Genomic DNA, 24,274 nt, shown 5'->3' on the forward strand with positions numbered 1-24,274 from the left:
ACATCACGCCTGCGCCCGCTTTGCACGACTGCGCTGTGACAATCGCGCAAGCCCAAGCAAGAACGGTGGACCGACATCCGCCGGCTGAAAATCTCGCCTTCATCAGGGTGACGATCAAAAGCAACAGCGCGCGCACGCTCTCCTAGCGCGCCACGCGTTGGATCACAACGATCGCAATCGAAGCATCCCTCGCATCCTCAAGTTTCATCAGTGTGTGGCGCTTGCCCGAGCTACTTCCGCGGCCACTTTCATCAGCGTTGAAACCACAAACGGCGAGCCGAAGCTCGCCGTTTGTGTTGAATCTTGTTGCAGCCGGATTACTGCGTGGCAGCAGCATCCTGCTTCGGCGCGGCTTCGGCCTTGGTGATCATGTCTTCCACCGAACCGGTGGTGATCGGGTGGTAACCCGGCTTGGCCTTGGCAAACACATCCTTGGCGAAAGCCAGACCTTCCGGCGTCTTCAGCAGCTCTGCGTAGATCGGCAGGATCAGCTTGCGGCGGCCCACCTTCTGGATGAACTCGCCAGCGGCAGCCTGCGCCTCGCTGTAACCGCTGCGGATAGCCAGCGGATACCAGCGCATGGCGATCTCACCATTCGGCGTACCGGTGAAGTGATAAGCCTTGTCCAGCTGCGCCAGTTTTTCGACCGACAGCTTGTCACCCAGCCCATCGATGAAGCGCACCCATTCCTGCGTGCCCCACTCGTTGGTGACCTGTGCGTTCGGCACGTTTTCGCTGCCCAGGAAGGCAATGCGTGCGGTGTCGACCACGGCGAAGTTGCGCGAACGTGCCTTGGTTGCGAAGGCCGGAATACCCGGCTCTTCCAGCCATGCTTTCAGCTCGGCCTCGGTCACAGCAGTGGGATTCTTCGGCAGCAGGTTCTTCTGCATGTACGCGACAAACTGGTCGGTGTTGGCGCTCTGGAATGCATGGTCGTTGAACCAGCCACGCAGGAACGGATCAAACACGTCGCGACCAAAACGCTGCTCCAGGAACTGCAGGAACCACGCGCCCTTGACGTAAGCAACGTTGCTCAGCGCTTCGTCCGGGTCACGCTCGTTGAGCGGCGGCAGTGCCAGCGCCTGGTCGGCCGGGCTCATGTCCTTCACTTCGTTGAGCAGATCGGTCTGGTCGATCTCGCGCTCCATCTCCGCCATCTCCGTGCCGTACAGCGCCTCGGTGATGCGGCCCTGCACGTAGGTGGTGAAGCCTTCGTTGAGCCAGATGTCTTTCCAGCTGGCGTTGGTCACCAGGTTGCCGGACCAGCTGTGTGCCAGTTCGTGTGCAACCAACGACACCAGTGACTTGTCACCCACGATCACGGTCGGGGTGGCGAAGGTCAGGCGCGGGTTTTCCATGCCACCGAACGGGAACGACGGCGGCAGCACCAGCATGTCGTAACGGCCCCAGCGGTATTCGCCGTACAGATTCTCGGCGGCACCGATCATCTTCTCGGTGTCTTCGAATTCCTTGGCAGCCTTGCCCACCATGGTCGGCTCGGCCCACACGCCGGAACGCGCCGAGATCGGCTGGAACACCACGTCACCGGCGGCAATGGCCAGCAGGTAGGACGGAATCGGCTGCGGCATCTTGAAGGCGTAATCGCCATCACGTGCGGCCTGGGGATCGTTGTCGGCGCTCATCAGCACCATCACGTCCGGGCGGCTGGCCACGTGCGCGCTGTAGGTGAAGCGAACGCTCGGGGTGTCCTGCAACGGCACCCACGAACGCGCGTGGATGGCCTGCGACTGGCTGAACATGAAAGGCAGCTTCTTGCCTTCGGTCATCGACGGATCCAGCCACTGCAGGCCGGAGGCGGTCGGCGCGGTGTGATACGTGATGCGCACGCTGGCCGGCTGCTGCGGGGTTTCAATGCTCAGCTTGCTGCCAAAGACCTTGTCGGCCGGGGCCAGTGCGAACTGCAGCGGCGAAGCGGCGCCATCAGCGGCAACGGCTTCGACCTTCTCGACCGTCAATTCACGCGTGTCGAGCAGCAGCTGCTTGGCCGCCTTATCCTTCCACTCCAGCGTGTAGGTGGCGGTGCCACCAATCTGCTTGGCGTCGAAATCGACCTTCAGGTCCAGCGCCAGATCCTTGATGACGACCTTGTCCGGCTCGGCATAGGAGCTTTCATCATGGCTGCGGCTGACGGTATTCACGGCGGCGGCGGGTTTCTGGGCGACGGGATCGACAGTGGGCGCAGCGGGTTCTTTGGCACAACCGGCGACAAGCGCCACGGCCAGAGGCAGCATCAGGAACGGAGAACGCATTGATGTAGAACCGGTTCAGGGAACAACCGCTGATTTTAAACCCGATTGGCCATCACCGATGCCGCACTGCGGCGAATCGCACGGCGCGGAAACGAAAGGAGCGGCTTTCGCCGCTCCCTGCCCGCATTCATGCGTTCCACCAAAACCGTCAGAGCTTGTAGCCGGAATGGATCGAAACGATGCCGGCGCTGAGATTCTTGTAATGGCAACGGCCAAAGCCGGCCTCGGTCATCATCGCCTTCAATGCTTCCTGCGGCGGGTGCTTGCGGATGCTTTCAGCCAGGTACTGGTAGCTGTCGGCGTCGCCACGGGCAAACAATTTGCCCAGCTTCGGCAGCACCTTGAACGAATGGAAGTCGTAGATCGGCTTGAACCAATCCAGCGTCACTTCCGAGAACTCCAGCACGCGTGCCTGGCCGCCGACCTTGAGCACGCGGTACATCTCGCGCAATGCAGCGTCCTTGTCGGTGACGTTGCGCAGGCCGAAGGAAATGGTCACCAGATCAAAACTCTGGTCCGGGAACGGCAGCGCCTCGGCGTTGCACTGCACCCAGTCAAAGCCGGACACGTGACCACGGTTGATCAGGCGATCACGGCCCACCGACAGCATGCCGGCGTTGATGTCGCCCAGCACCACGCTGCCCTCATCGCCCAGGCGCTCCTTCAGCAGCACCGCGATATCACCGGTGCCGCCAGCCAGGTCCAACGCACGGTCGCCGGGCTTCACCTGCGCGGTGGCGACGAAGTAACGCTTCCACAACCGATGAATGCCAAGGCTCATCAGGTCGTTCATCAGGTCGTAGTTGTCGGCCACGGAGGTGAACACCTGGCCGACAAGCTTCTGCTTGTCCTTGGCCGGTACATCGCGGAAGCCGAAGTGGGTGGTGCCGCTCTTGTAGGGGGATTCGCTCATGCCCGCAATTATCGCACCGACGGCGCGCAACGTCGTCGGTGCGACCAAACGCCGCAGCTATCATGGTCCATTGCCGGCGCGCCCAGCGCCTTGAGGACTCCGCATGATCACCACCCCCGACTACCGCGCCTTGCTTGAAACCGCCGTCGCCGAAGCCCGCCAGGGCCTGGCCGAGGGCGGTATCCCGATCGGTGCGGCGCTGTACCACAACGATGGCCGGCTGCTCGGCTGCGGCCACAACCGGCGCGTCCAGGAGGGCGACCCCTCCATCCACGGCGAAACAGACGCCTTCCGCAAAGCCGGGCGCCAGCGTGGCTACCGCAACACCATCATGGTCACCACCCTGGCCCCGTGCTGGTACTGCAGCGGATTGGTGCGCCAGTTCAACATCGGCACGGTGGTGGTGGGCGAATCCGTCAGCTTCGGCGGCGGCATCGACTGGCTACGCGAGGCCGGGGTCAACGTCATCGACCTGAACGACGCGGGCTGCATCGAGATGATGGGGCGCTACATCGCGGAGAACCCCGACATCTGGAATGAGGACATTGGCGAGTGACAACATGACTGGGCTCTGACCGGTTTCATTCCAAAATGAGACATCTGCAGCGAAATCGTAAGAGAGTCGGGCTATGCTCGGCGGACAGGGGCTCTGCCATGGAGGTGAAGCTATGCAAGTCATGCCTATCCAGAACCGCAGTCGGCGGTCACTGCAGGAAGCCAGCCACCGCTTGCGGCGGCACTACGACCGTTATCGCAGCTCCGCGCCGTTCTGGGATGCTTACCAACAGGTGCAACGCGAGTTGGTGAGCGCGTTCCCCGAACATCAGGCCGAACTGTGCAACCGCCTGGCCGTGTTTGCCCAGCGCCTGGGTGCCGTTGAAAAGGCACAGCTGCTGGAAACAGCAGATATGGACCCATGAACGCGCCACCCGTAACACCCATGAAAACGCCGGGGCCTGCCCCGGCGTTTTTTGTTGAAGGCTACACGTCTGTTATCCCGGCGGTGTCCGTCGTGCCGCACCAAACGCGGCAAGGCTCGTCACCCCGCGAAACAAGGCCGAGTATCTACAGGTACCGCAAAAAAAACGCCGGGCAATGCCCGGCGTTTTCTTTATTCATGACGCTGCGTGTTATTGCGGCAGGTCGCCGTTCTTGGCCAGCTGCTTGCGGTTGAACAAGCGCTGCACCACCACGAAGAACAGTGGGATGAAGAACAGGCCCAGCAAGGTGCCAACCACCATGCCGCCCAGCACGCCGGTACCGATGGCACGCTGCGCACCGGAACCCGCACCGGAGGCGATGGCCAGCGGCAGCACGCCCAGGCCGAACGCCAGCGACGTCATGATGATCGGACGCAGACGGTCACGCACGGCATGCATCGTCGCTTCAATCACGCCCGCGCCCTTCTCCAGATGCTCCTTGGCGAACTCCACGATCAGGATCGCGTTCTTCGAGGTCAGGCCCACCGTGGTCAACATCGCCACCTGGAAGTACACGTCGCGCTCCATGCCGCGCATGGTGTTGGCCAGCACCGCACCGAGGATGCCCAACGGCGCCACCATCAGTACCGAGGTCGGCACGGACCAGCTTTCGTACAGTGCGGCCAAACACAGGAACACGATCAGCAGCGACAGCGTGTACAGCAACGGTGTCTGCGAACCGGCCTCGCGCTCCTGGTAAGACACGGCGGTCCACTCGATGCTGAAGCCTGCCGGCAACTCTTTGGCCAGCTTTTCCACCTCCAGCATCGCGTCACCCGAGGCCACGCCCGGTGCGGCTTCACCCTGGATTTCCAGTGCCGACACGCCGTTGTAGCGCTCCAGACGCGGTGAGCCGTAGTCCCAACGCTGGCTGGCGAAGGCCGAGAACGGCACCATCTCGCCGACGTTGTTCTTCACCGTCCACAGCGTGAAGTCTTCCGGATTCATGCGGAAGCCGTCATCGGCCTGTACGTAAACGCGCTTCACGCGGCCACGGTCGATGAAGTCATCGATGTAGCTCGACCCCCACGCCGTCGCCAGCGTGCTGTTGATCGCATCCAGCGACAGACCATGCGCACCGGCCTTGGCCACGTCGATATCCAGACGCAGCTGCGGGGTGTCATCCAGACCATTCGGTCGAACATTGGCCAGCATGCTGTTCTTGCCCGCCAAACCCAGCAGCTGATTACGCGCTGCGACCAACGCATCGTGGCCTTGCCCGGCGTTGTCCTTCAGGAAGAACGAGTAACCCGACGCGATGCCCAGCTCCGGCATTGCCGGCGGCGGGAACGCGAAGATGAAGGCGTCCTTGATCTGGCCCAGCGCTGCCATTGCACGCCCGGTGATCGGGCCCACGCCCTGGTCCGCCGTGCGCTCGCTCCAGTCCTTGAGCTTGACGAAGGCCATGCCCGAGTTCTGGCCCATGCCGGAGAAGCTGAAGCCCTGCACCGAGAACACCGATTCCACGGCGTCCTTCTCGTTCTTCAGGAAGTGATCTTCCAGCTTGTAGATGGACTCCAGCGTGCGCTCCTGGGTAGCACCGACCGGTGCCTGCACCAGCGCCATCAAGATGCCCTGGTCCTCGTTGGGCAGGAACGAACTGGGCAGGCGCGCGAACAGCACGCCCATCACCACCGCCAGCGCCAGGAACACCGTCATGAAGCGACCCGGACGGGCAAGAATGCCGCGCACGCCGCGCTGGTAGGTGCCACTGGTGCGGTCAAAGCCGTTGTTGAAGGCGTTGAAGAAACGGCCCGACAACCCCTTGTGCGCAACGTGATGCTCGCCCTTCTTCAGCGGCTTGAGCATCGTGGCGCACAGCGCGGGGGTCAGCACGATGGCGACCAGTACGGACAACGCCATCGCCGACACGATGGTCGCCGAGAACTGCCGATAGATCACGCCGGTCGAGCCACTCATGAAGGCCATGGGCACGAATACCGCCGACAACACCAGGCCGATGCCGACCAGCGCGCCAGTGATCTGGCTCATGGATTTACGGGTGGCTTCCAGCGGCGACAGTCCTTCCTCGGACATGATGCGCTCGACGTTTTCCACCACCACGATGGCGTCATCCACCAACAGGCCGATCGCCAGCACCATCGCGAACATGGTCAGCATGTTGATCGAGAAGCCCAGCACCGCCAGGATGCCGAACGTACCCAGCAACACCACCGGCACGGCGATGGTCGGGATCAGGGTGGCGCGGAAGTTCTGCAGGAACAGATACATCACCACGAACACCAGCACGATGGCTTCCAGCAGCGTCTTGACCACGCCCTTGATCGACACTTTCACAAACGGTGTGGTGTCGTACGGAATCACGGCGTTCATGCCGCGCGGGAAGTTCGCCTTCAGCTCTTCCAGGGTCTTGCTCACACCCTCGGCGGTTTCCAGCGCGTTGGCGCCCGTAGCCAAAGTGACGGCCAGGCCGGAGGCCGGCTTACCGTTGTAGCGGGTGACGAAGTCGTAGGTTTCCGCGCCCAGTTCAACCCGGGCCACATCGCCCAGCTTCAGCGTGGAACCGTCGGTTTCGGTACGCAGCACAATGTTGCGGAACTGCTCCGGCGTCTGCAGGCGGTCCTGCGCATTGATGGTGGCGTTGAGCTGCTGGCCCTTCACCGCCGGCGCACCGCCCAACTGGCCCACGGCAACCTGCGCGTTCTGCGCCCGCACCGAGGCAGTCACCTCGTCAACGGAGACCTTGTAGGTCTGCAGCTTGTTCGGGTCCAGCCAGATGCGCATGGCGTATTTGCCACCAAACACCTGGATGCTGCCCACGCCCGGCACGCGGCTGAGCGGATCAACCACGTTGGAACCGACATAGTCGGAGATGTCGTTCTCATCCATGCTGCCGTCTTCGGACACAAAGCCGATGACGTTGAGGAAGCCGGAGCTGGACTTGGCAACGTTGATGCCCTGGCGCTGCACTTCCTGCGGCAGCAGCGGCATGGCCAGCTGCAGTTTGTTCTGCACCTGCACCTGCGCGATGTCCGAATCCGTGCCGCTCTCAAAGGTCAGCGTGATGCTGGCCTGGCCGTTGGAGGAGCTGTTGGACGAGAAGTACATCAGGCCATCGAGGCCTTTCATGTTCTGCTCGATGATCTGCGTCACCGAGTCCTCGACCACTTTGGCCGAAGCGCCCGGATAGTTCGCCGAAATGGACACCGCAGGCGGTGCCACTTCCGGGTACATCGAGATCGGCAGCTTGAGCATAGCCAGCGCGCCGGCCAGCATGATGATGATGGCGATGACCCACGCAAAGATGGGCCTGTCGATAAAGAAGCGAGCCATGTATTTCTCCGCTTACTGCGTGTCAGCCGGTGCCGCCGCGGCGGGCGCGGCAGCAGCTGGCTTGGCGGATTCGGCACCCTTTTCGGTGGCTTCTACCGGCATGCCCGGGCCAATCTTCTGCAGGCCTTCGACGATGACCTTGTCGCCAGCCTTCAGGCCGCTTTCGACCAGCCACTTGTCTCCGATGGTGCGGCTGACGACAACCGGGCGCTGCTCGACCTTGCCTTCGGCATCAACCACCATCGCGGTGGTACTGCCCTTGGGGTCACGCGCAATGCCCTGCATCGGCACCAGCAACGCATTCGGACGCACGCCACTGCCGAGCACGGCGCGCACGAACATACCAGGCATCAGCACCTGATCGGGGTTTTCAACGCGTACACGCAGGCCGTAGCTGCCCGTGGAAGGATCCACACTCACTTCGGAGAACTCCAGCTTGCCCTTGTGGGCGAACGGCGTGCCGTCTTCCAGCACGATGTCCACCGGCAATTCGGAAGCGCCTTCCAGGCGCCCGTCAGCCAGTTCGCGGCGCAGCTGCAGCAGCTCGGCCGAGGACTGGGTGACATCGATATAGATCGGATCGAGCTGGTTGATCGTTGCCAGCGCGGCCGCCTGACCGGCACTGACCAGCGCACCCTGGGTCACCGAGGACTTGCCGATCTGGCCGCTGATGGGCGCGGTGATGCGGGCGTAGCCCAGCGTCACGTTGGCCGCATCCAGCGAAGCGCGGGCGGCGAGCACATCCGCCTCGGCCTGCTTCCAGGAGGCCTGTGCGTTCTCGTCGTCCTGCACGCTGATGACCCGGGACTTGACCAGCTCACTGCTGCGCCGCGCGGCCAAACGTGCGGCATTGGCACTGGCTTCGGCACGGGCCAGCTGCGCGCGTGCGCTGTTGGCCTGGGCGCGGTAGGCGGCGTCATCCAGCTGATACAGCGGCTGGCCTTCCTTCACCAGGCTGCCTTCGGTGAACAAACGCTTGGCAACAATGCCACTTACCTGCGGGCGAACTTCAGCCACCTGGTAGCTGTTGGCGCGGCCAGCCAGTTCACGCTTCAACGTGACCGGCTCGGCCTTCAAAGTGACCACCGTGACATGGCCAGGACCACCCTGCGGCGGTGCTTCGCCTCCGCCTTTACACGCTGCAAGCGCGACGGCCAGGGCAAGAGAGAGCACGAGAACACGGCAGTTGCTGATTCGGGACATGAGAAGGCTCGAAAAGGAAAATGACGCTCGCAGAACGTGGCTGGCCATCACCACCAGCGGGCAAGGACTGTGCACATACGTTACGGGTACAGCCTTGGGGCCGCCACCACGAACACAGCCGAAGCATCCTGCAAAGCAAGCTTCGGAAATATACATACATGCATGGATGTTTGTAAACGGCTACACTTCAGGCCGGTTCATCCAGCAGTTGCACAACGCAATGGCCAGAAAAACCAAAGAAGAGGCGCAAGCCACCCGTGAAGGCATCCTCGATGCGGCTTTGGCGTGCTTCCATGAAAACGGGGTGGCGAGCACGTCGCTGGCGGCCATCGGCGAGCGCGCCGGGTATTCGCGCGGTGCTGTCTATTGGCACTTCAAGAACAAGACCGAAGTGCTTGAGGCCATCATCCTCCGCGAGCGCATCCCGTTCATCAAACGCCTGCACCGCACCTACTCTCCCCACCGCGTCACACCCGTGCTGGATCTGCGCTCGGCGATGCTGGTGTCGGTGAGTGAGCTGGCCAACGAGCCGCGGCTGCGTAACATGATGGAGATCATGCTGCGCAACGATCTGTCTGCCGAAAGCCAGGCCATGCAGAAGTTGCAGCACGACAGTCTCGACGAAGAACTGGCAATCTTTTGCCGCACGCTTGAGCGCGCACAGGAGCTGGGGCAACTGCGTGACAACGTCGACGCAGCGACCGTCGCGCGTATTCTGTACGCCGGTCTCACTGGCGTGCTGTACAGCGCGATGATGGAACCGGAACGTTTTGACCTGGAGCGCGACAATCTTGAAACGATGGACGCGCTGCTCTTTTACTACGTGAAGCCGGGTGTGTTTACCCCGGGCGATCCGCCCTCGCCGCTGCCGGATCCTGACGAAGTCGATTGAGTTCGGTGCGTTCGCGCAGGAAGTCGCCAAAAAAAACGGCAGCACAAACGTGCTGCCGTTCTTGTTCACAGGAAAACCGGTCAGTTACAGAATGTAACGACTCAAATCCGGGTCCTTCACCAGCTCACCCAGGTGCTTGTCCACATAGGCATGGTCAATGCTGATGGTTTCACCATCGCGGTCCGGCGCCTCATAGCTGAGCGAATCCAATAGACGCTCCAGCACGGTGTGCAGACGGCGGGCACCAATGTTCTCCTGGCGCTCGTTCACCTGGAAGGCGATCTCGGCCAGGCGGTCCACCGCATCGGCAGTGAAGCTGACCTTGACGCCTTCAGTGGCCAACAGCGCTTCGTACTGTTTGGTCAGCGCAGCCTTCGGCTCGGTGAGGATGCGCACGAAATCGGCCTTGCTCAGCGCGCCCAGTTCCACGCGGATAGGGAAGCGGCCCTGCAGCTCCGGGATCAGGTCACTCGGCTTGGCCAGGTGGAACGCACCCGAAGCGATGAACAGAATATGGTCGGTCTTCACCGTGCCGTACTTGGTGGAAACGTTGGAGCCTTCCACCAGCGGCAGCAGATCGCGCTGCACGCCTTCGCGCGAAACATCGCCACCGCCCACGTTGTCACCACGCTTGGCAACCTTGTCGATCTCATCAATGAAGACGATGCCATGCTGCTCGCAGGCTTCAATCGCTGCCGCGCGGACGTCATCCTCGTTGACCAGCTTGGCCGCTTCTTCTTCAACCAGCAGCGGATGTGCCGCCTTGATGGTCAGCGTGCGCTTGTTGGACTTGGCGCTACCCAGGTTGGCAAACATGGACTTCAACTGCTGGCCCATTTCTTCCATGCCCGGCGGGGTCATGATGTCCATGCTCACATTGGCAGCAACATCCAGCTCGATCTCGCGCTCGTCCAGTTCACCGGCACGCAGCATGCGGCGGAACTTGATACGGGTTTCATTGTCGCCAGCCGACGGTTCGTTGCGTGCCGCCTCGGCATCAAAGCCGATGCCAGCACTGCGGCGCGGCAGCAGTGCATCGAGGATGCGGTCTTCAGCCTTCTCTTCAGCCTGCGTGCGCACGCGCACCTTGGCCTGCTCGCGGTACAACTTGACCGCCGTATCGGCAAGGTCGCGGATGATCTGCTCCACATCCTTGCCGACGTAGCCAACCTCGGTGAAACGCGTGGCTTCCACTTTCACGAACGGTGCATTGGCCAATGTGGCCAGGCGACGCGCGATCTCCGTCTTGCCGACGCCGGTCGGGCCGATCATCAAAATGTTCTTGGGCATTACTTCATTGCGCAGATCACCGGGCAGCTGCATGCGGCGCCAGCGGTTACGCAACGCGATGGCGACGGCACGCTTGGCGTCATGCTGGCCAACGATGTGGCGGTCCAACTCCTGCACGATTTCGCGCGGCGTCATGCTGGCGGAAGAAGTTTCGATCTTGAGAGTCATGGGATAGAGCAACCAGGAAGTGGGAATGGGGACGGGAAGCTGGGAACGGGGATCGGAGGATTCCCGCTTTCGCCTTACAGCTCTTCGACCACGACATTCTTGTTGGTGTAGATGCAGATACCGCCGGCAATGTTGATTGCCTCGGTCGCCACCGTCTTGGCATCCAGTTCGGTGTGCGCCAGCAACGCGCGCGCGGCGCTCAATGCATAGGAGCCGCCCGAACCGATAGCGATGATGCCGTCCTCCGGCTCGATCACATCACCGGTGCCGCTGATGATCAGCGAGGTTTCCCTGTCGGCCACGGCGAGCAGGGCTTCGAGCTTGCCAAGACGGCGCTCGGTGCGCCAATCCTTGGCCAGCTCCACCGCCGCGCGGGTCAGCTGGCCATGTTTTTCGAGCTTTGCTTCAAACAATTCGAACAACGTGAAGGCGTCTGCAGCAGCCCCGGCAAAGCCGGCCAGGACCTGACCATCGCGGCCAAGCCGTCGCACTTTGCGTGCGTTGCCCTTCATCACGGTGTGGCCCAGCGTGACCTGGCCGTCGCCGGCAATCGCCACATGCTCGCCGCGACGAACGCAGCAGATAGTGGTGGCGTGAAAAACATTCGGGTTCTGACTGGGGTCCATACGGCCTCCGGGATACTGTTCAACGGTAATGGGGACAGTAGGCGCCTCGATCAAGCCTGCCCCGCTCCCGCCTGCCACAGCCAGCGTTCAGAAAAAACCCGTGCGATAGCGCGGAGCCGCGCTCGGCAAGGACATTCAGGCAATACCCCGCAGCGCACCGCAGGCATCCGCTGTAATGACCCGCTGCCCCGCCGAACGGGTCGTGCCGGACATCGCTCCAACTCAGGATTTGAGCTTGGCGTGACTCGGGCGGTCCGGCTCCGGCTCGATGCCCCACGCCACATACCAGTCTTCGCCCTGCGTTTCGATGGGATGCTGGGTACGCCCGGAACCATTGCCACAGGCCAACGCTTCGGTGGCGCAATAGCGGTCACAACCCCAACAGATGCGCTCGGGGTGCTTGGGTTTGAGGGGGAATGGCTTGGCCATTTTTTCAGTACCTCCGGTTGGGACCAACGATGCGCCCCCAGCAACACCCGCGCCCTGATGGAAATCAATTGCAGCGCATTCACGCCTCTGCTGCTCGGCGGACTGCGCGCTGTCGTGGGCCAGGCAGGTCAGCTTCCCTGCAGGGGCCCGATCCGCCCGACACGCGTAGCAACCGTAGCGGGCGTGATGAAGATGCACGTAGGCGACCGCCGCGTCATCGAAAGCACGCTGCAACCACGCCGCCACGGCGGTGCCATCACATACTTCGGCATCGATGATCCGGTGCGCGGCGTCATAGGCGCGCAGCGATATCAAACGGCGAATCATTGCCGCCGGAACTTCATCGACTGCAAGATCGGCGGCCACCGCATCGCGCCGCACGAAGATCGGACCACTCGCGCGATACGGCGAATCTGCCGGTTGATGTTGGTAGGGCAGAAGCAACAGCGCTTCACCGACCGCCGCATCCACCAGACTCACACGACACGGGAAGCGCTTGGCGTCATCTGCCACTACGCGTTTTATGTGCCGTGCGGCAAGCGCTGCATCGTCTAGATGAAACAGCGGCGCGAAGGTATCGGCGCTCAAGCCCCGCAGGATGAAAGATGACATTGCGTGCTCCCTTGTTCAGAGCACGCAGTCTGACCAGCCACGCAATGCGTCGCTCGCCGTGATCAGACATCAAACCCGACGGTGCGAGTCACCGAACCACCGCGCTGAGCGAATCAGGATTTCCGCTTCGCCCGTGGGTGTGTCGCGTCGTAAACCTTGGCCAGATGCTGGAAATCCAGGTGGGTGTAAATCTGCGTGGTGGCGATGTCAGCGTGACCGAGCAGTTCCTGCACGCCGCGCAGGTCACCAGAAGATTCAAGAATGTGACTGGCAAAACTATGCCGCAGCATGTGCGGGTGTACGTTCTTGAACAGCCCTTGCCGCTGTGCCAACTGCTTGATGCGGATCTGCACCGCCCGCTGGGTGATGGGCCCACCGCCCCGCCCTGGGAATACCGGCTTTTCGTTAACGCCGACGCTGTCTTTGCGCCATGCCTGCAGCGCACTCAATGCATGCGAACCCACCGGAACACTGCGCTCGCGGTTGCCTTTTCCATGCACCAGCACCATGCCGCTGAGCAGGTCCAGATCACGCCACCGCAACGCGCATAACTCGCTCAAACGCAGCCCGGAGGAGTAGAACAGCTCCAGCAGCGCGCGGTCGCGCAACCCCAACGGCGCGTCGGTCGGCAGTTCGACCAGTTGCACCGCTTCGTCGGCATCGAGCACCTGAGGCAGTTTGCGCGGCGCCTTGGGCGCGCGCAGCCCGGCAGCGGGACTGTTGTCGATCACACCATTCTTCAGCAGCCACGCATAAAAGCTGCGGCAGGCTGAGAGCCGACGCTGCAGACTTTTTGGCGCCAGCCCACGTCGGTGCTCGCCGGCGATGAAATCACGCAGCTGGTCGCCGGCCACCGCTTGCGGGTCAGCGACCTTGTTGCCGTCACACCACTGCGACAACGCGGCCAGGTCACGCTGGTAGGCATCGAGCGTATGCGCGGACATGCGCCGCTCCACCTGCAGGTAGGACAGGAATTTCCGGACGGCGCTCATCGCCGCATCACCCGATCAAACGCTGCGAAAACGCTGCAAACCCGCCACCAGCGACTCGCCCATCATGCGCAAGAACAGCGTGCCCATGCCCGGGTAGAAACGGTTGGAATCGTGGCTGCCTACGGCGATCAAACCCACGCCCGGCAACGGCAGCAAAGCGGTGGACGACACCTCGCCCACGCGCTCGCCGTACAGCAGGTCGTTCTTTTCCGGCTGCAGACGGCCGCAGATCGGCTCACCGTCCTGCAGGCAGTCATGGAAGGCGGCCAAGCGTGCGTCGTCCCGGCTGATCACCTGCAACCACGGCGCCTGTTCCAGCTCCGGCACCGCGTCGAAGGACACAATACGCACCAGGTCGCCGGCAAAATCCTCTTCCAGCGAGGCCGCCATCGCCCGCAGCGTGTCGGCAGCATTGGTCTGCCGCATCAGCGCCAACGTCAGCTGGTGCGTGCGCACCGCAAGGCGCTCGTTGATCTGCGCATTGCTGCCGAGGTCGGCCAGCCGCCGCGACAACTCGCGGTTCTTGTCGCGCAGCACTTCCAGCTGGTAGCTGGCCAGCGATGCGGTCGGGCCGTCATCGCGTGGCACCACCAGAGTGAGCGCCAGGTCGGGAAACTGCTTGAGGAAGCCCGGGTGACGGCGCAGCCATGCGGCTACTTCGTGGGCTCCGATTTTTTCCGCGGTCTCGTTCATCCCATCCACTCTCCGTCGAAAACGAATGCTGCAGGCCCAGACATCACAATGGCGGCCTGATCATCCGGCCACTGGATGCGCAGATCGCCACCCGGCAGTGAGATCAGTGCATCGCGCTGCAAACGTCCGCGCTGCATCAGTACCACAGCGGCGGCGCAAGCACCGCTGCCACAGGCCAGGGTTTCGCCGACACCACGCTCGAATACACGCAGCTTGGCGTGTCCGTTGTCCAACACCTGGACGAAGCCGACATTCACCGATTCCGGGAATGAGGCATGTTGCTGCAGCAGCGATCCAACCCGCTCTACCGGCGCCGCATCAATCAGGCCCACTTCCAGCACCGCGTGTGGGTTGCCCATCGACACCGCACCGAAGCGCACGTTCTCGCCCTGCAGCGACATCGCGTACTCCTCGCGTGCACGCGGGAAACCGACCAGCGGAATCTGCGTCGGCTCGAAATCCGGCTTGCCCATGGTCACCGCGTAACGGTCGTCGGCCAGTCGCTGCACGGCATGCGTGCGCAACGGGCTGTCGATCACAAATTCGTCGCCTTGTGCGACGCCGTCGCGTACCAGCCATGCAGCCACGCAGCGCGCGCCGTTGCCGCATTGCTGCGAGGTGGAACCATCGGAGTTCCAGATACGATACGAAGCCACCGCGCCTTCTGTACGCGGCGCCTCGATGGTCAGGATCTGGTCGCAACCCACGCCGCGATGGCGGTCGGCGAGCTTGGCGGCCATTGCCGCGTCCGGCGGCGGTGTGCCGTCACGCAGGTCCAACACCACAAAATCATTGCCGGCACCGTGCATCTTGGTGAAACGCAGGTGCCCCGAAGCCGACTTACTCATTGCCCTTGGCATCGCTTTGGGCTGGCTTGGTTTCGGCATCGTCCTTGGTCTCGACCGGCGTTGCCGGGGTGCTCTGCGCAGGCGTTGCATCGTCCGGGACGACCTCCTGCTCCTCGATCGGCACCGGCTTCTGGGGCATGACCAGCGGCCCCTTGTTGCCGCAGGCGGAGAGGGCCAGCAGCGCACAGGCCACCGGAATGAGCATCAGGAAACGAGACGTCGTGTTCATGGCGGAAGTATAGCCACTGGACCATGAAGTCCGGATGCGGCACACGCTGTTCAGCTACCTTTGGGTGGCAACGGCCGCAACCACAGCCACAGGCAGACGCACGCCATGATGCTGATCGAGGTCCACTTCACCCACGCCAGCGGCACGCACCACAGGGTGATCAGGGCGCAGACCAGCATGGTGAGGCTGGCCATCCACTTGCCCTTGCGGCTCACCGCGCCGTGCGCCTGCCAGTCACTGATCGCGGGGCCGAAGCGCGGGTGCGTCACCAGCCAGTGATGCAGGCGCTTGGAGCCGCGCGAGGCCGCCCAGGCCGAGATCAACACGAACACCGTGGTCGGCAAGCCCGGCACAAAGATGCCAACGATGCCAACGCCCAGGCTTACGTAGGCCAGCAGCCACCACGCCCAGCGCATGCGCACCGGGCGGGGTTCTGGCGATTGCGGGGGCCCTGACATGCGTGCGCAGTGCAGTTAGTTCGCCACGCCCAGTTGTGACAGCACGAAGGCAAACGACTCGGCCTGTTCCTTGTAACGCTGGAAACGGCCCGACTTGCCGCCGTGACCGGCCTCCATGTTGGTGCGGAACACGATCGGCAGGTTGCCGGTGTTGACGTCGCGCAGACGTGCCACCCACTTCGCCGGCTCCCAGTACTGCACCTGCGAATCCCACAGGCCGGTGCCGACGAACAGCGACGGATAGGCCTGCGCGCGCACGTTGTCGTACGGCGAGTAGCTGAGCATGTAGTCGTAGTACTGCTTCTGCTCCGGGTTGCCCCATTCGTCGTACTCATTGGTGGTCAACGGGATGCTGGCGTCGAGCATGGTGGTGACCACATCCACGAACGGCACCTGCGCCACCATGACGCGGTAATCCTGAGGCGCCTGGTTGGCGACCGCCCCCATCAGCAGGCCACCGGCGCTGCCACCGGATGCGGCGACACGATCCTTGGCGGCATAGCCCTGTGCGACCAGCGCGCGGGTGACATCGACAAAATCGTTGAACGTGTTCTGCTTGTGCAGCAGCTTGCCGTCCTCATACCAGTTGCGGCCCATTTCCTCACCACCCCGGATATGCGCGATGGCGTAGACCATGCCGCGATCCAGCAGGCTCACCACGCTCTGGTTGAAGCCCGGGTCCATCGACATGCCGTAGCTGCCGTAGGCGTACTGGTACAACGCGGCGCTGCCGTCTTTCTTGAATCCCTTCTTGTAGACCACCGACACCGGCACCTTGGCGCCGTCGCGCGCGGTCACCCAGACACGTTCGGTCTGGTAAAGCGACGGGTCATAACCGATCACCGGCTGCTGCTTGAGCTGGCGGCGTTCGCCGGTCTTGACGTTGAGTTCGTAGGTGGTGGCCGGTGTGGTCAGCGAGGTGTAGGTGTAACGCAGCCATTCGGTATCTGGCTCGGCGTTGACCGACAGGCCCATCGAGTACGCCGGCTCGTCGGCCTTGACGAACTCACTGTGGCCATCGGCGAACAACAGACGCACGCGCTCCAGCGCGTCGGCGCGCTCGGCGATGGCCGTATAGCCGTTGAACAACTCGAAGCCTTCGACCAGCACCTGCGGATCGTGCGCCACCCAATCCTTCCATTGGGTGCGGCGGGTGGCATCGTCCGGAGCGGTGACCAACTTGAAGTTCGTCGCGCCGTCGGCATTGGTGCGGATCACCCAGCGGCCGTCGAAATGGTCGGCGTCGTATTCCACGTCGCGCTCGCGCGGCGCCAGTACGGAGAAGGTGCCGGGGTTGGCGGCGGAGGTGTAGCGCAGCTCGGAAGCGACCGTGCTGTCCACGCCGATGGTGATGAAGCGGTCATCGCGGGTGCGGCCGATGCCCATGTAGAAGCTGTCGTCTTCTTCCTCGTAGACCAGCGTATCGGCGCTGACCGGCGTGCCCAGCACATGCTTCTTCACACGCACGGTGAGCAGGGTTTCCGGGTCGTTCTCGACGTAGAAAACGGTGCGGTTGTCGTCGGCCCAGACCACGTTGGCCGAGACGCCGGTGATCACGTCCGGCAGCGGCTTGCCGGTTTCCAGGTCCTTGAAGCGAATGGTGTACTGGCGGCGGCCGACATCGTCTTCGGCCCAAGCCAGCAGACGGTTGTCCTGGCTCACTTCCATGTCATCGACACCGAAGTAGCCCTTGCCTTCGGCCATGACGTTCAGATCCAGCAGCACCTGTTCCGGCGCCTGCATGTCGCCCTTGCGGCGCGCATGGATCGGGTAGTCCTTGCCGGCTTCGTAGCGGGTGTAATACCAGTAGTCGCGCTCGCGGTACGGCACGCTGGCGTCATCCTGCTTGATGCGGCCGACGATCTCGCTGTAGAGCTTTTCCTGCAGTGGCTTGAGCGGCGCCATCAACGCGTCGGTATACGCGTTCTCGGCGTTGAGGTAGGCCAGCATGTCCGGATTTTCGCGTTTGTCATCGCGCAGCCAGTAGTACTCGTCCTGGCGTTCGGCACCAAACGGCGCCTTGACCGTATGCGTGCGCTTGGCGACATCAGGCGGGGTGGGCGTTGCGGCGACGGCGGTGTTCATCATCAGACTGGCTACCAACAGGCAAAGGACAGGTTTCACGGAGAGGGCTCCCATCGGCAGGAGCGACGCCCCCGCGCAAGACGACAGTGTGCCATGCGCAGGCGGGGCCTTTCGAGGCATGGACAGCCTCAACGCAATGGCCGCCATGCGCCGTTGGTCGCAATGCCATGGTGGTCGGGTCGTCCTATGATGCGGCGATGAACCCGCCCGCCCCCACGCCGTCCGGCTACAGCCGCCGCAGCCATGAGATCGCCCCCTTCCACGTCATGTCCCTGCTCGCGCGCGCCAACGCGCTGGAGCAGGCCGGCCACGACGTGATCCATCTGGAAATCGGCGAACCGGATTTCACCACCGCCGAACCGGTCGTGCGCGCCGGCCAGGCAGCGCTGGGGGCCGGCCACACCCGCTACACGGCCGCACGCGGCCTGCCCGCGCTGCGCGAAGCCATCGCCGGCTTCTATCGCGACCGTTATCACCTGGCTATCGACCCCGAACGCATTCTCGTCACGCCAGGTGGATCGGGTGCCTTGCTGCTGGCTTCAAGCCTGTTGGTTGATCCCGGCAAGCATTGGCTGCTGGCCGATCCGGGTTATCCGTGCAACCGCCATTTCCTGCGGCTGGTGGAAGGTGCCGCGCAACTGGTGCCGGTCGGCCCTGAGAACAACTACCAACTTACGCCGCAGTTGATCGAACACTGCTGGAACAACGACAGCGTCGGCGCGCTGGTCGCCTCGCCTGCCAACCCGACCGGGACCACACTGGATGTCGGTGAGTTGGCCGCATTGTCGGCGTCCTTGAAGGCACGCGGCGGGCATCTGGTGGTGGATGAGATCTACCACGGCCTGACCTATGGTTTTGATGCACCCAGCGTGCTGCAAGTGGACGATGAAGCGTTCGTACTGAACAGCTTCTCCAAGTACTTCGGCATGACCGGCTGGCGCCTGGGCTGGCTGGTGGCACCGCCACAAGCCGTGCCGGAACTGGAGAAGCTCGCGCAGAACCTCTACATCAGCGCGCCATCGATGGCACAGCACGCAGCACTGGCGTGTTTCGAGCCGGAGACGATTGCCATTTTTGAACATCGTCGCGAACAGTTCCGCCAGCGCCGCGATTACCTGCTGCCCGCGCTACGCGAACTCGGTTTCCGCATTGATGTGGAACCGCAGGGCGCGTTCTATCTGTACTGCGATGTGAGCGCATTCACCGATGACGCGCAGGCGTTCTGTGCGCATTTCCTGGAAACCGAGCACGTCGCGTTTACGCCGGGCCTGGATTTTGGCCACTACCGCGCCAACCAGCATGTCCGCATTGCCTATACCCAGGAGGTAGCAAGACTGCAGGAAGCAGTGATGCGGATTGGGCGTGGATTGGAAAGCTGGGCGGGGAAATGAGCTACTGAGGCTGAGGCAGGCTGTTCCCATCTCCCGCCTGCGGGGCGACAACTCAACAGGATTACCGAGTGGCATGGCGAAGCCGCCCGAAGGGTGAGGCACAGCGATGTGCCGAATACAGGTGCCCGGAGGGTGGATGGGGGAGCTCTTGGCTTCGAGATCTTCTGTCTCAATTCACCATCAAAACTTCTCACCCCAACCCCCGCTCCGCGCCCCGGTCCTTGTGCTGACGCAAGGGCGTTCGATGGGAAGCGAACCGGTGGTTCGCAAACTGCCTCTCTCACCCCGCACGCCGGAGAGGGGCTTTGGTCAAAAGCGGGAAAAGGGCTCAAAGCAAGCAAAAACAAACGCCACCTTTCGGTGGCGTTTGTTTTGCATCAGTTCCAACCGAGCATTACTTCTTGCTCAGCTGCTCCCACAGGAAGCTGTACGCCAGTGCCGACATATGCGCGGCCTGTGCATTGTTGGCTGCGCCGCCGTGGCCGCCTTCGATGTTCTCGTAGTAGGTCACGTCCTTGCCGGCGTCAATCATCTTGGCCGCCATCTTGCGGGCGTGGCCCGGGTGGACGCGGTCATCGCGGGTCGAGGTGGTGAACAGCACCGGCGGGTAGCTCTTGGCCGGGTCGAACAGGTGGTACGGCGAGAAGGTCTTGATGAAGTCCCAATCCGCCGTATCCGGGTTGCCGTACTCCGCCATCCACGAAGCACCGGCCAGCAGGTGGCTGTAACGCTTCATGTCCAGCAGCGGAACCTGCACCACTACCGCACCGAACAACTCCGGGTACTGCGTGAGCATGTTGCCGGTCAACAGACCACCGTTGCTGCCGCCCTGCACGCCCAGGTGCTTGGCCGAAGTGATGTTGCGGGTGACCAGGTCCTGCGCCACCGCTGCCATGTCTTCATAGGCCTTGTGCCGGTTCTGCTTCAGCGCTGCCTGGTGCCAGCGCGGGCCGTACTCGCCACCACCACGGATGTTGGCCACCACGTACACGCCGCCCTTGTCCAACCACGCACGGCCCATGCCGCCGGAATAATTCGGGGTCAGCGAAATTTCAAAACCACCGTAGCCGTACAGCAGCGTCGGATTGGAGCCGTCCAGCTTCATCGCTTTGTCGTGCACCACAAAGTACGGCACGCGGGTGCCGTCCTTGCTGTTGGCGAAATGCTGCTCAATCACTTTGCCGCTGGCGTCGAAGAACGCCGGCATGGTCTTGAGCACTTCCGGCTGCTGGCCGATTTCCGCCAAGGCCAGCGTGGTCGGCGTCAGGTAGTCGGTGACGGTCATCCACACCGCGTCGCTTTCGTCAGCATCCACCGCGCCAATACCAATGGTGCCGAACGTCGGCGCACCGGTGAACTCACTGGCAACCCAGCCGTCCTTGCCGTGGGTCATCACCTGCAGGCGGTTTTTGACGTCGTCCAGCACGTTCAACACCACGTGCGACTTGGTCCAGGACATACCCGCCAGCGAGGTGGTGTCGGTCGGGGCGAACAGCACGTCGAAGTCGCGCTTGCCCGCCATGAAGTCGTCGAACTTGGTCACCAGCAGTGAACCTGCGGTGTAGGTCTTGCCACCCACGGTCCACGGCTCGCGCAGCTCCAGGGTGAGCCATTCGCGGCGCACGCCCTTCTCTGCCGAGTTCGGTGCATCCACCTTGGTCAGCTTGCCGTCTGCACCGAGCACGAACAGCTCGTTGTTGTAGAAGGCGATGGTGCGGCTGACGAAGTTGCGTTCAAACCCGGGCGTATCGTCGTGCATGGCCGCGATGTACATGTCTTCGGGCTTGCCTTCGTACACCGGGGTGGCAGCCGTGATCGGCGTACCACGCTGCCAGCGCTTGACCACGCGCGGGTAACCGGAGGTGGTCATCGTGCCGTCGCCGAAATCGGTGTAGACGAACACGTTGTTCTGGTCGATCCAACCCAGCCCGCCCTTGGCTTCCGGACGGAAGAAGCCGTCCTGGATCCACTGCTTGTTGGACAGATCGAACTCACGGGTGACGTCGGCATCCGCGCCACCGCGCGACAGCGCGATCAGGCAGCGGGTGTATTCCGGGCGCAGGCAGTTGGCGCCGTGCCACACCCAGTTCTCGCCCTCGGCCTTGTTCAGCGCATCCAGGTCCAACACGGTTTCCCACAGCGGCTCGGCCTTGCGGTATTCCACCAGCGTGGTGCGGCGCCAGATGCCGCGCTCATGCTGCTTGTCCTTCCAGAAGTTGTAGTAATAGTCGCCAATCTTCTCGACGCCCGGGATCTTGGCATCCGAATCCAGCACCTCGCGGATGCCGGCCTCCATCTGCTTGAACTGCGGGCTCTGTGCCAGCCGGCCCTCGGATTGGGCGTTCTGCTCCTTCACCCAGGTCAGCGGCTTGTCACCCGTAACGTCTTCCAGCCAGGCGTACTGATCCTGGGGCTGGTCAGCAGCCATGGCAGCGCCGGCCAAGCCGGAGGAAAGCAGCCCTGCAACGAGGCAGGCAGAGGTGATTCGAGACATTTTGGCTCCACGCGGTCATAAGCGCCGAACGCTAGCACAGGCAACCGACGGCGCTCCCGTGTCGAAGGTCAGGCCGCCTGCGAGCCACGCCAGCGCAGTGAACGACGCGCGCGCCGGGCCTGAGGGCCCCGGCGGCGCTGCACGCCGGTCTTGCGGTTGCGCCATGCCGCCGGCAAGCGGAACCCGTACAGCGCCCACCACGACGCCAGCGGCATGCCTACCAGCCACAGCGGCAACCACCCCATCCAGACGCTGTACCCACGCGCGGTCGGCCACACCAGCACCAAGGCCATACCTGCCAGTGCAACTTGCCTGACGCAGCGCAACACGCGCGGATCGGGATTCGATTCCTGCTTACTGCGGTATGACGGTGCGGACAGCTTGGGCATGACGTTCTCCGGCAACATGGGTGTGTTGGAGTGCATCCTCAACGCCCCTCATCTCACAGACTGCGACCTGCCATTGACGCGCCTATCGCCACCCGTGGAACATGCTGCCGTCACCTACCCATGGCGCTCTAACTCGTAATGCGACCAATTCCAGCGTTTCTGTCCGCCCTGCTGTTGAGCCTGACCCTGCCACTGGTGCCTGCCCACGCACAGGAAGCCCCTGCCGCGACACCCATCGTGGAAGGCGATTCCGAAGGCCCGGTGGACCTGCAGCGCTTCATGGGCCGCTGGTATGTGATCGGCCGGGTGCCCAACTTCGTCGAACGCGGGCATGTGGCCAGCGTCAACACCTATGCGTTGCGCGAAGACGACAAGGTCGCTATCAACTACCAATTCCGCGAAGGCTTCGGTGAGCCCACCGAAGCGCTCAACATCCGCGCCAAGGTGGACGAAGACAGCGGCAATCGCCGCTGGCGCACCTGGTTCTACCGGGTGGTGCCCACGCATTCGCGGATCCTGGAGGTCGCGCCGGATTATTCCTGGGCACTGATCGGCTACCCGGGCCGCGAGATGGCCTGGATATTTGCCCGCGAGCCGGACATGGACAACACCCTGTATCGCCACCTGGCCCTGCGCCTGCGTGACAAATACGACGTCAACACCGACAAGCTCAAGCGCGTGCCGCAGCACCCGGAGCAGGTGGGACGGCTGGGCTTTGAAGTGCCCAACAAGAAGTGAGCGAGCCGGAGTGTGGAGTGAGTAAGCGCAACGCGCGTCCGCTTGCTCCCTCCCCATTCGCTTCCACCGCATTTTCTGCAATGGCTTAGCCCGGACAAGCGCCGCGCACTCGGATCGATCGCACAGCGATCAGCTGCATTGCATACGTTCAACAGCATGCCCCGGGCGCGTTGCGCTTACCCGGGCTACAGAAATCGAATGGATCTAGCGGGCATTGAAAGAGCAAGCAGACGCGCGTTGCGCCTACTCACTCCCCCGCACTCGCTCCTACCCTTTCAGCGCGCTCAGTCGTAATTGCTCAGCGCCAGCGACAGCAGGGCCTTGGCCTGCTCGCGCAGGGACTGGGGTTCGATGATTTCCGCGTCCGAGCCGTAGTGCAGCACGTCCATCAGCAGTTCGCGCGAGACGCTGTACGGCAGTTTCAGTTCGTAGCGGCCATCCGACAGGAATCTGCCCTGCTGTTTGGAATGCCAATGTTCGTCGGCGACCCAGCGCGCGGCCTTGGCGCTGAACACGATGGTCGCCCAGCCCTTGGGCGCGCCGGAGAAAATGCCATAGCTGGCAGCCAGCTGTTCATCCAATTCCGCATCTGGCACGTCACGGGCCGGCTGGTCGAGCAGGCGCGCCTGATGAATGCGGTCCACCGCAAAACTGCGTACCGCATCGCGCGAGTGATCCCATGCGTCCATGTACCAGTTGTCGCGGTAATGGGTGATGCGCTGCGGTGACACCATGCGGCGGGTGGCTTCGTCGGTGGAACGCGCGCGGTATTCAAAGGACAGCTGCTTGCGCTCCAGCACACCCGAAGCGACGGTACGGAAGCTGGCCTCGTCGAGCTTGCGGCCGCGGTGAGGGATCACCCGCACACGCTCCACCGGCCAGGACGTTGCACCGGCCTGCGCGGCCAGCAGGCTTTCAATCCGCTGCTGCAACGGCGCCAGCACCGAGGACAACACCCCGCCTCCGGTCCGCGACAGCAGGTGCTGAGAAGCCAGCAGGGCATGCAGTTCTTCCGAACTCAGCCATAGGCCGGGCAGCTCAAAGCGGTCGCTTTCGCCACTCAGGTAGCGGAAACCGGCCTCGCCATCGCCCTCCACCGGCGCCATCAGCGCATCGCGCAGAAAGGCCAGGTCGCGATAGACCGTTGCCCTGGAACATCCCAGTTCTTCCTGCAGGCGAGCCACCGTGACCGGATAACGGGCGGATTTAAGCAGGCGATGCAGCGCGTTTATGCGTTCGTAGCGATCCATGGGCCCGATTATGTCCGACTCCGGGCCGCA

The 24,274-nt window shown here is 63.0% G+C and carries 21 protein-coding genes; 5 read left to right on the plus strand and 16 right to left on the minus strand.

Going from position 1 to position 24,274, the window contains the following annotated elements:
* Window positions 1-317: 317 nt before the first annotated feature.
* The gene (locus PAN08_RS14595; RefSeq protein ID WP_269792230.1) at window positions 318-2,270 is read right to left on the minus strand and encodes a M1 family metallopeptidase; all 1,953 of its coding nucleotides are present in this window, start codon (window positions 2,268-2,270) and stop codon (window positions 318-320) included.
* Between the two features lie 148 nt (window positions 2,271-2,418).
* The gene (gene ubiE, locus PAN08_RS14600) at window positions 2,419-3,183 is read right to left on the minus strand and encodes a bifunctional demethylmenaquinone methyltransferase/2-methoxy-6-polyprenyl-1,4-benzoquinol methylase UbiE (protein ID WP_057635534.1); all 765 of its coding nucleotides are present in this window, start codon (window positions 3,181-3,183) and stop codon (window positions 2,419-2,421) included.
* A 103-nt stretch (window positions 3,184-3,286) separates the two neighbouring features.
* Between ubiE and PAN08_RS14605 the strand changes: the two genes are divergently transcribed.
* Window positions 3,287-3,739, plus strand: coding sequence for a nucleoside deaminase (locus tag PAN08_RS14605; RefSeq protein WP_269792231.1), 453 nt, complete (start codon window positions 3,287-3,289; stop codon window positions 3,737-3,739).
* Window positions 3,740-3,851: 112 nt separating this feature from the next.
* Window positions 3,852-4,103, plus strand: a complete 252-nt coding sequence (locus PAN08_RS14610; RefSeq protein ID WP_269792232.1) for a hypothetical protein — start codon at window positions 3,852-3,854, stop codon at window positions 4,101-4,103.
* Window positions 4,104-4,313: 210 nt separating this feature from the next.
* On the opposite strand, the gene smeE is transcribed toward PAN08_RS14610, so the two are convergent.
* Together smeE and PAN08_RS14620 are read right to left on the minus strand one after the other, a co-directional pair.
* Window positions 4,314-7,457, minus strand: a complete 3,144-nt coding sequence (gene smeE, locus PAN08_RS14615; protein ID WP_269792233.1) for a multidrug efflux RND transporter permease subunit SmeE — start codon at window positions 7,455-7,457, stop codon at window positions 4,314-4,316.
* A 12-nt stretch (window positions 7,458-7,469) separates the two neighbouring features.
* Entirely contained in the window at window positions 7,470-8,660 is a 1,191-nt protein-coding gene (locus PAN08_RS14620; RefSeq protein WP_269792234.1) for an efflux RND transporter periplasmic adaptor subunit, read from the minus strand.
* A 166-nt stretch (window positions 8,661-8,826) separates the two neighbouring features.
* On the opposite strand from PAN08_RS14620, the gene PAN08_RS14625 reads away from it, so the two are divergent.
* Window positions 8,827-9,552, plus strand: a complete 726-nt coding sequence (locus tag PAN08_RS14625; RefSeq protein WP_269792235.1) for a TetR family transcriptional regulator — start codon at window positions 8,827-8,829, stop codon at window positions 9,550-9,552.
* Window positions 9,553-9,636: 84 nt separating this feature from the next.
* Here PAN08_RS14625 and hslU read toward each other — a convergent pair whose 3' ends face one another.
* From hslU to PAN08_RS14670, 9 genes are all read right to left on the minus strand, one after another.
* On the minus strand, window positions 9,637-11,010 hold the full coding sequence (gene hslU, locus PAN08_RS14630) for an ATP-dependent protease ATPase subunit HslU (RefSeq protein ID WP_269792236.1): 1,374 nt from the start codon (window positions 11,008-11,010) through the stop codon (window positions 9,637-9,639).
* A gap of 74 nt (window positions 11,011-11,084) precedes the next feature.
* Window positions 11,085-11,636 (minus strand): ATP-dependent protease subunit HslV, encoded by a 552-nt coding sequence (gene hslV / locus PAN08_RS14635; RefSeq protein ID WP_269792237.1) that lies wholly within the window; start codon window positions 11,634-11,636, stop codon window positions 11,085-11,087.
* A gap of 222 nt (window positions 11,637-11,858) precedes the next feature.
* Window positions 11,859-12,677 (minus strand): DUF1203 domain-containing protein, encoded by an 819-nt coding sequence (locus PAN08_RS18070; protein WP_269792238.1) that lies wholly within the window; start codon window positions 12,675-12,677, stop codon window positions 11,859-11,861.
* Window positions 12,678-12,790: 113 nt separating this feature from the next.
* Window positions 12,791-13,669, minus strand: coding sequence for a tyrosine recombinase XerC (gene xerC, locus PAN08_RS14645; protein WP_269792239.1), 879 nt, complete (start codon window positions 13,667-13,669; stop codon window positions 12,791-12,793).
* A gap of 15 nt (window positions 13,670-13,684) precedes the next feature.
* Entirely contained in the window at window positions 13,685-14,362 is a 678-nt protein-coding gene (locus PAN08_RS14650) for a DUF484 family protein (RefSeq protein WP_269792240.1), read from the minus strand.
* The gene (gene dapF / locus PAN08_RS14655; protein WP_269792241.1) at window positions 14,359-15,210 is read right to left on the minus strand and encodes a diaminopimelate epimerase; all 852 of its coding nucleotides are present in this window, start codon (window positions 15,208-15,210) and stop codon (window positions 14,359-14,361) included. Before dapF ends, PAN08_RS14650 begins: the two co-directional genes overlap by 4 nt.
* A complete protein-coding gene (locus PAN08_RS14660) occupies window positions 15,203-15,439 on the minus strand; it encodes a lipoprotein (RefSeq protein WP_269792242.1) in 237 nt (78 codons plus the stop codon). Before PAN08_RS14660 ends, dapF begins: the two co-directional genes overlap by 8 nt.
* 50 nt (window positions 15,440-15,489) lie before the next feature.
* Window positions 15,490-15,855, minus strand: coding sequence for a YbaN family protein (locus PAN08_RS14665; protein WP_269792339.1), 366 nt, complete (start codon window positions 15,853-15,855; stop codon window positions 15,490-15,492).
* A gap of 57 nt (window positions 15,856-15,912) precedes the next feature.
* Window positions 15,913-18,021: a S9 family peptidase gene (locus PAN08_RS14670; protein ID WP_269792243.1), complete on the minus strand. Its 2,109-nt coding sequence runs from the start codon at window positions 18,019-18,021 to the stop codon at window positions 15,913-15,915.
* A gap of 158 nt (window positions 18,022-18,179) precedes the next feature.
* On the opposite strand from PAN08_RS14670, the gene PAN08_RS14675 reads away from it, so the two are divergent.
* Window positions 18,180-19,373, plus strand: coding sequence for a pyridoxal phosphate-dependent aminotransferase (locus PAN08_RS14675; RefSeq protein ID WP_269792244.1), 1,194 nt, complete (start codon window positions 18,180-18,182; stop codon window positions 19,371-19,373).
* A 394-nt stretch (window positions 19,374-19,767) separates the two neighbouring features.
* Here PAN08_RS14675 and PAN08_RS14680 read toward each other — a convergent pair whose 3' ends face one another.
* Both PAN08_RS14680 and PAN08_RS14685 read right to left on the minus strand, forming a co-directional pair.
* A complete protein-coding gene (locus PAN08_RS14680; RefSeq protein ID WP_269792245.1) occupies window positions 19,768-21,867 on the minus strand; it encodes a prolyl oligopeptidase family serine peptidase in 2,100 nt (699 codons plus the stop codon).
* Between the two features lie 68 nt (window positions 21,868-21,935).
* Window positions 21,936-22,256, minus strand: coding sequence for a hypothetical protein (locus PAN08_RS14685; protein ID WP_269792246.1), 321 nt, complete (start codon window positions 22,254-22,256; stop codon window positions 21,936-21,938).
* A 138-nt stretch (window positions 22,257-22,394) separates the two neighbouring features.
* Here PAN08_RS14685 and PAN08_RS14690 point away from each other — a divergent pair, with 138 nt between their 5' ends.
* On the plus strand, window positions 22,395-22,994 hold the full coding sequence (locus tag PAN08_RS14690; RefSeq protein WP_269792247.1) for a lipocalin family protein: 600 nt from the start codon (window positions 22,395-22,397) through the stop codon (window positions 22,992-22,994).
* A 284-nt stretch (window positions 22,995-23,278) separates the two neighbouring features.
* Here PAN08_RS14690 and PAN08_RS14695 read toward each other — a convergent pair whose 3' ends face one another.
* Entirely contained in the window at window positions 23,279-24,244 is a 966-nt protein-coding gene (locus PAN08_RS14695; protein WP_269792248.1) for a YafY family protein, read from the minus strand.
* Window positions 24,245-24,274 lie beyond the last annotated feature (30 nt).

The sequence above is a fragment of the Stenotrophomonas sp. Iso1 genome, from assembly GCF_027497995.1.
Taxonomy (GTDB): Bacteria; Pseudomonadota; Gammaproteobacteria; order Xanthomonadales; family Xanthomonadaceae; genus Stenotrophomonas.

Coding starts and splice junctions, on each gene's coding strand:
- PAN08_RS14595 (WP_269792230.1), bottom strand. CDS start 2,270: ATGCGTTCTCCGTTCCTGATGCTGCCTCTGGCCGTGGCGCTTGTCGCC.
- ubiE (WP_057635534.1), bottom strand. CDS start 3,183: ATGAGCGAATCCCCCTACAAGAGCGGCACCACCCACTTCGGCTTCCGC.
- PAN08_RS14605 (WP_269792231.1), top strand. CDS start 3,287: ATGATCACCACCCCCGACTACCGCGCCTTGCTTGAAACCGCCGTCGCC.
- PAN08_RS14610 (WP_269792232.1), top strand. CDS start 3,852: ATGCAAGTCATGCCTATCCAGAACCGCAGTCGGCGGTCACTGCAGGAA.
- smeE (WP_269792233.1), bottom strand. CDS start 7,457: ATGGCTCGCTTCTTTATCGACAGGCCCATCTTTGCGTGGGTCATCGCC.
- PAN08_RS14620 (WP_269792234.1), bottom strand. CDS start 8,660: ATGTCCCGAATCAGCAACTGCCGTGTTCTCGTGCTCTCTCTTGCCCTG.
- PAN08_RS14625 (WP_269792235.1), top strand. CDS start 8,827: ATGTTTGTAAACGGCTACACTTCAGGCCGGTTCATCCAGCAGTTGCAC.
- hslU (WP_269792236.1), bottom strand. CDS start 11,010: ATGACTCTCAAGATCGAAACTTCTTCCGCCAGCATGACGCCGCGCGAA.
- hslV (WP_269792237.1), bottom strand. CDS start 11,636: ATGGACCCCAGTCAGAACCCGAATGTTTTTCACGCCACCACTATCTGC.
- PAN08_RS18070 (WP_269792238.1), bottom strand. CDS start 12,677: ATGTCATCTTTCATCCTGCGGGGCTTGAGCGCCGATACCTTCGCGCCG.
- xerC (WP_269792239.1), bottom strand. CDS start 13,669: ATGAGCGCCGTCCGGAAATTCCTGTCCTACCTGCAGGTGGAGCGGCGC.
- PAN08_RS14650 (WP_269792240.1), bottom strand. CDS start 14,362: ATGAACGAGACCGCGGAAAAAATCGGAGCCCACGAAGTAGCCGCATGG.
- dapF (WP_269792241.1), bottom strand. CDS start 15,210: ATGAGTAAGTCGGCTTCGGGGCACCTGCGTTTCACCAAGATGCACGGT.
- PAN08_RS14660 (WP_269792242.1), bottom strand. CDS start 15,439: ATGAACACGACGTCTCGTTTCCTGATGCTCATTCCGGTGGCCTGTGCG.
- PAN08_RS14665 (WP_269792339.1), bottom strand. CDS start 15,855: ATGCGCTGGGCGTGGTGGCTGCTGGCCTACGTAAGCCTGGGCGTTGGC.
- PAN08_RS14675 (WP_269792244.1), top strand. CDS start 18,180: ATGAACCCGCCCGCCCCCACGCCGTCCGGCTACAGCCGCCGCAGCCAT.
- PAN08_RS14680 (WP_269792245.1), bottom strand. CDS start 21,867: ATGTCTCGAATCACCTCTGCCTGCCTCGTTGCAGGGCTGCTTTCCTCC.
- PAN08_RS14685 (WP_269792246.1), bottom strand. CDS start 22,256: ATGCCCAAGCTGTCCGCACCGTCATACCGCAGTAAGCAGGAATCGAAT.
- PAN08_RS14690 (WP_269792247.1), top strand. CDS start 22,395: ATGCGACCAATTCCAGCGTTTCTGTCCGCCCTGCTGTTGAGCCTGACC.
- PAN08_RS14695 (WP_269792248.1), bottom strand. CDS start 24,244: ATGGATCGCTACGAACGCATAAACGCGCTGCATCGCCTGCTTAAATCC.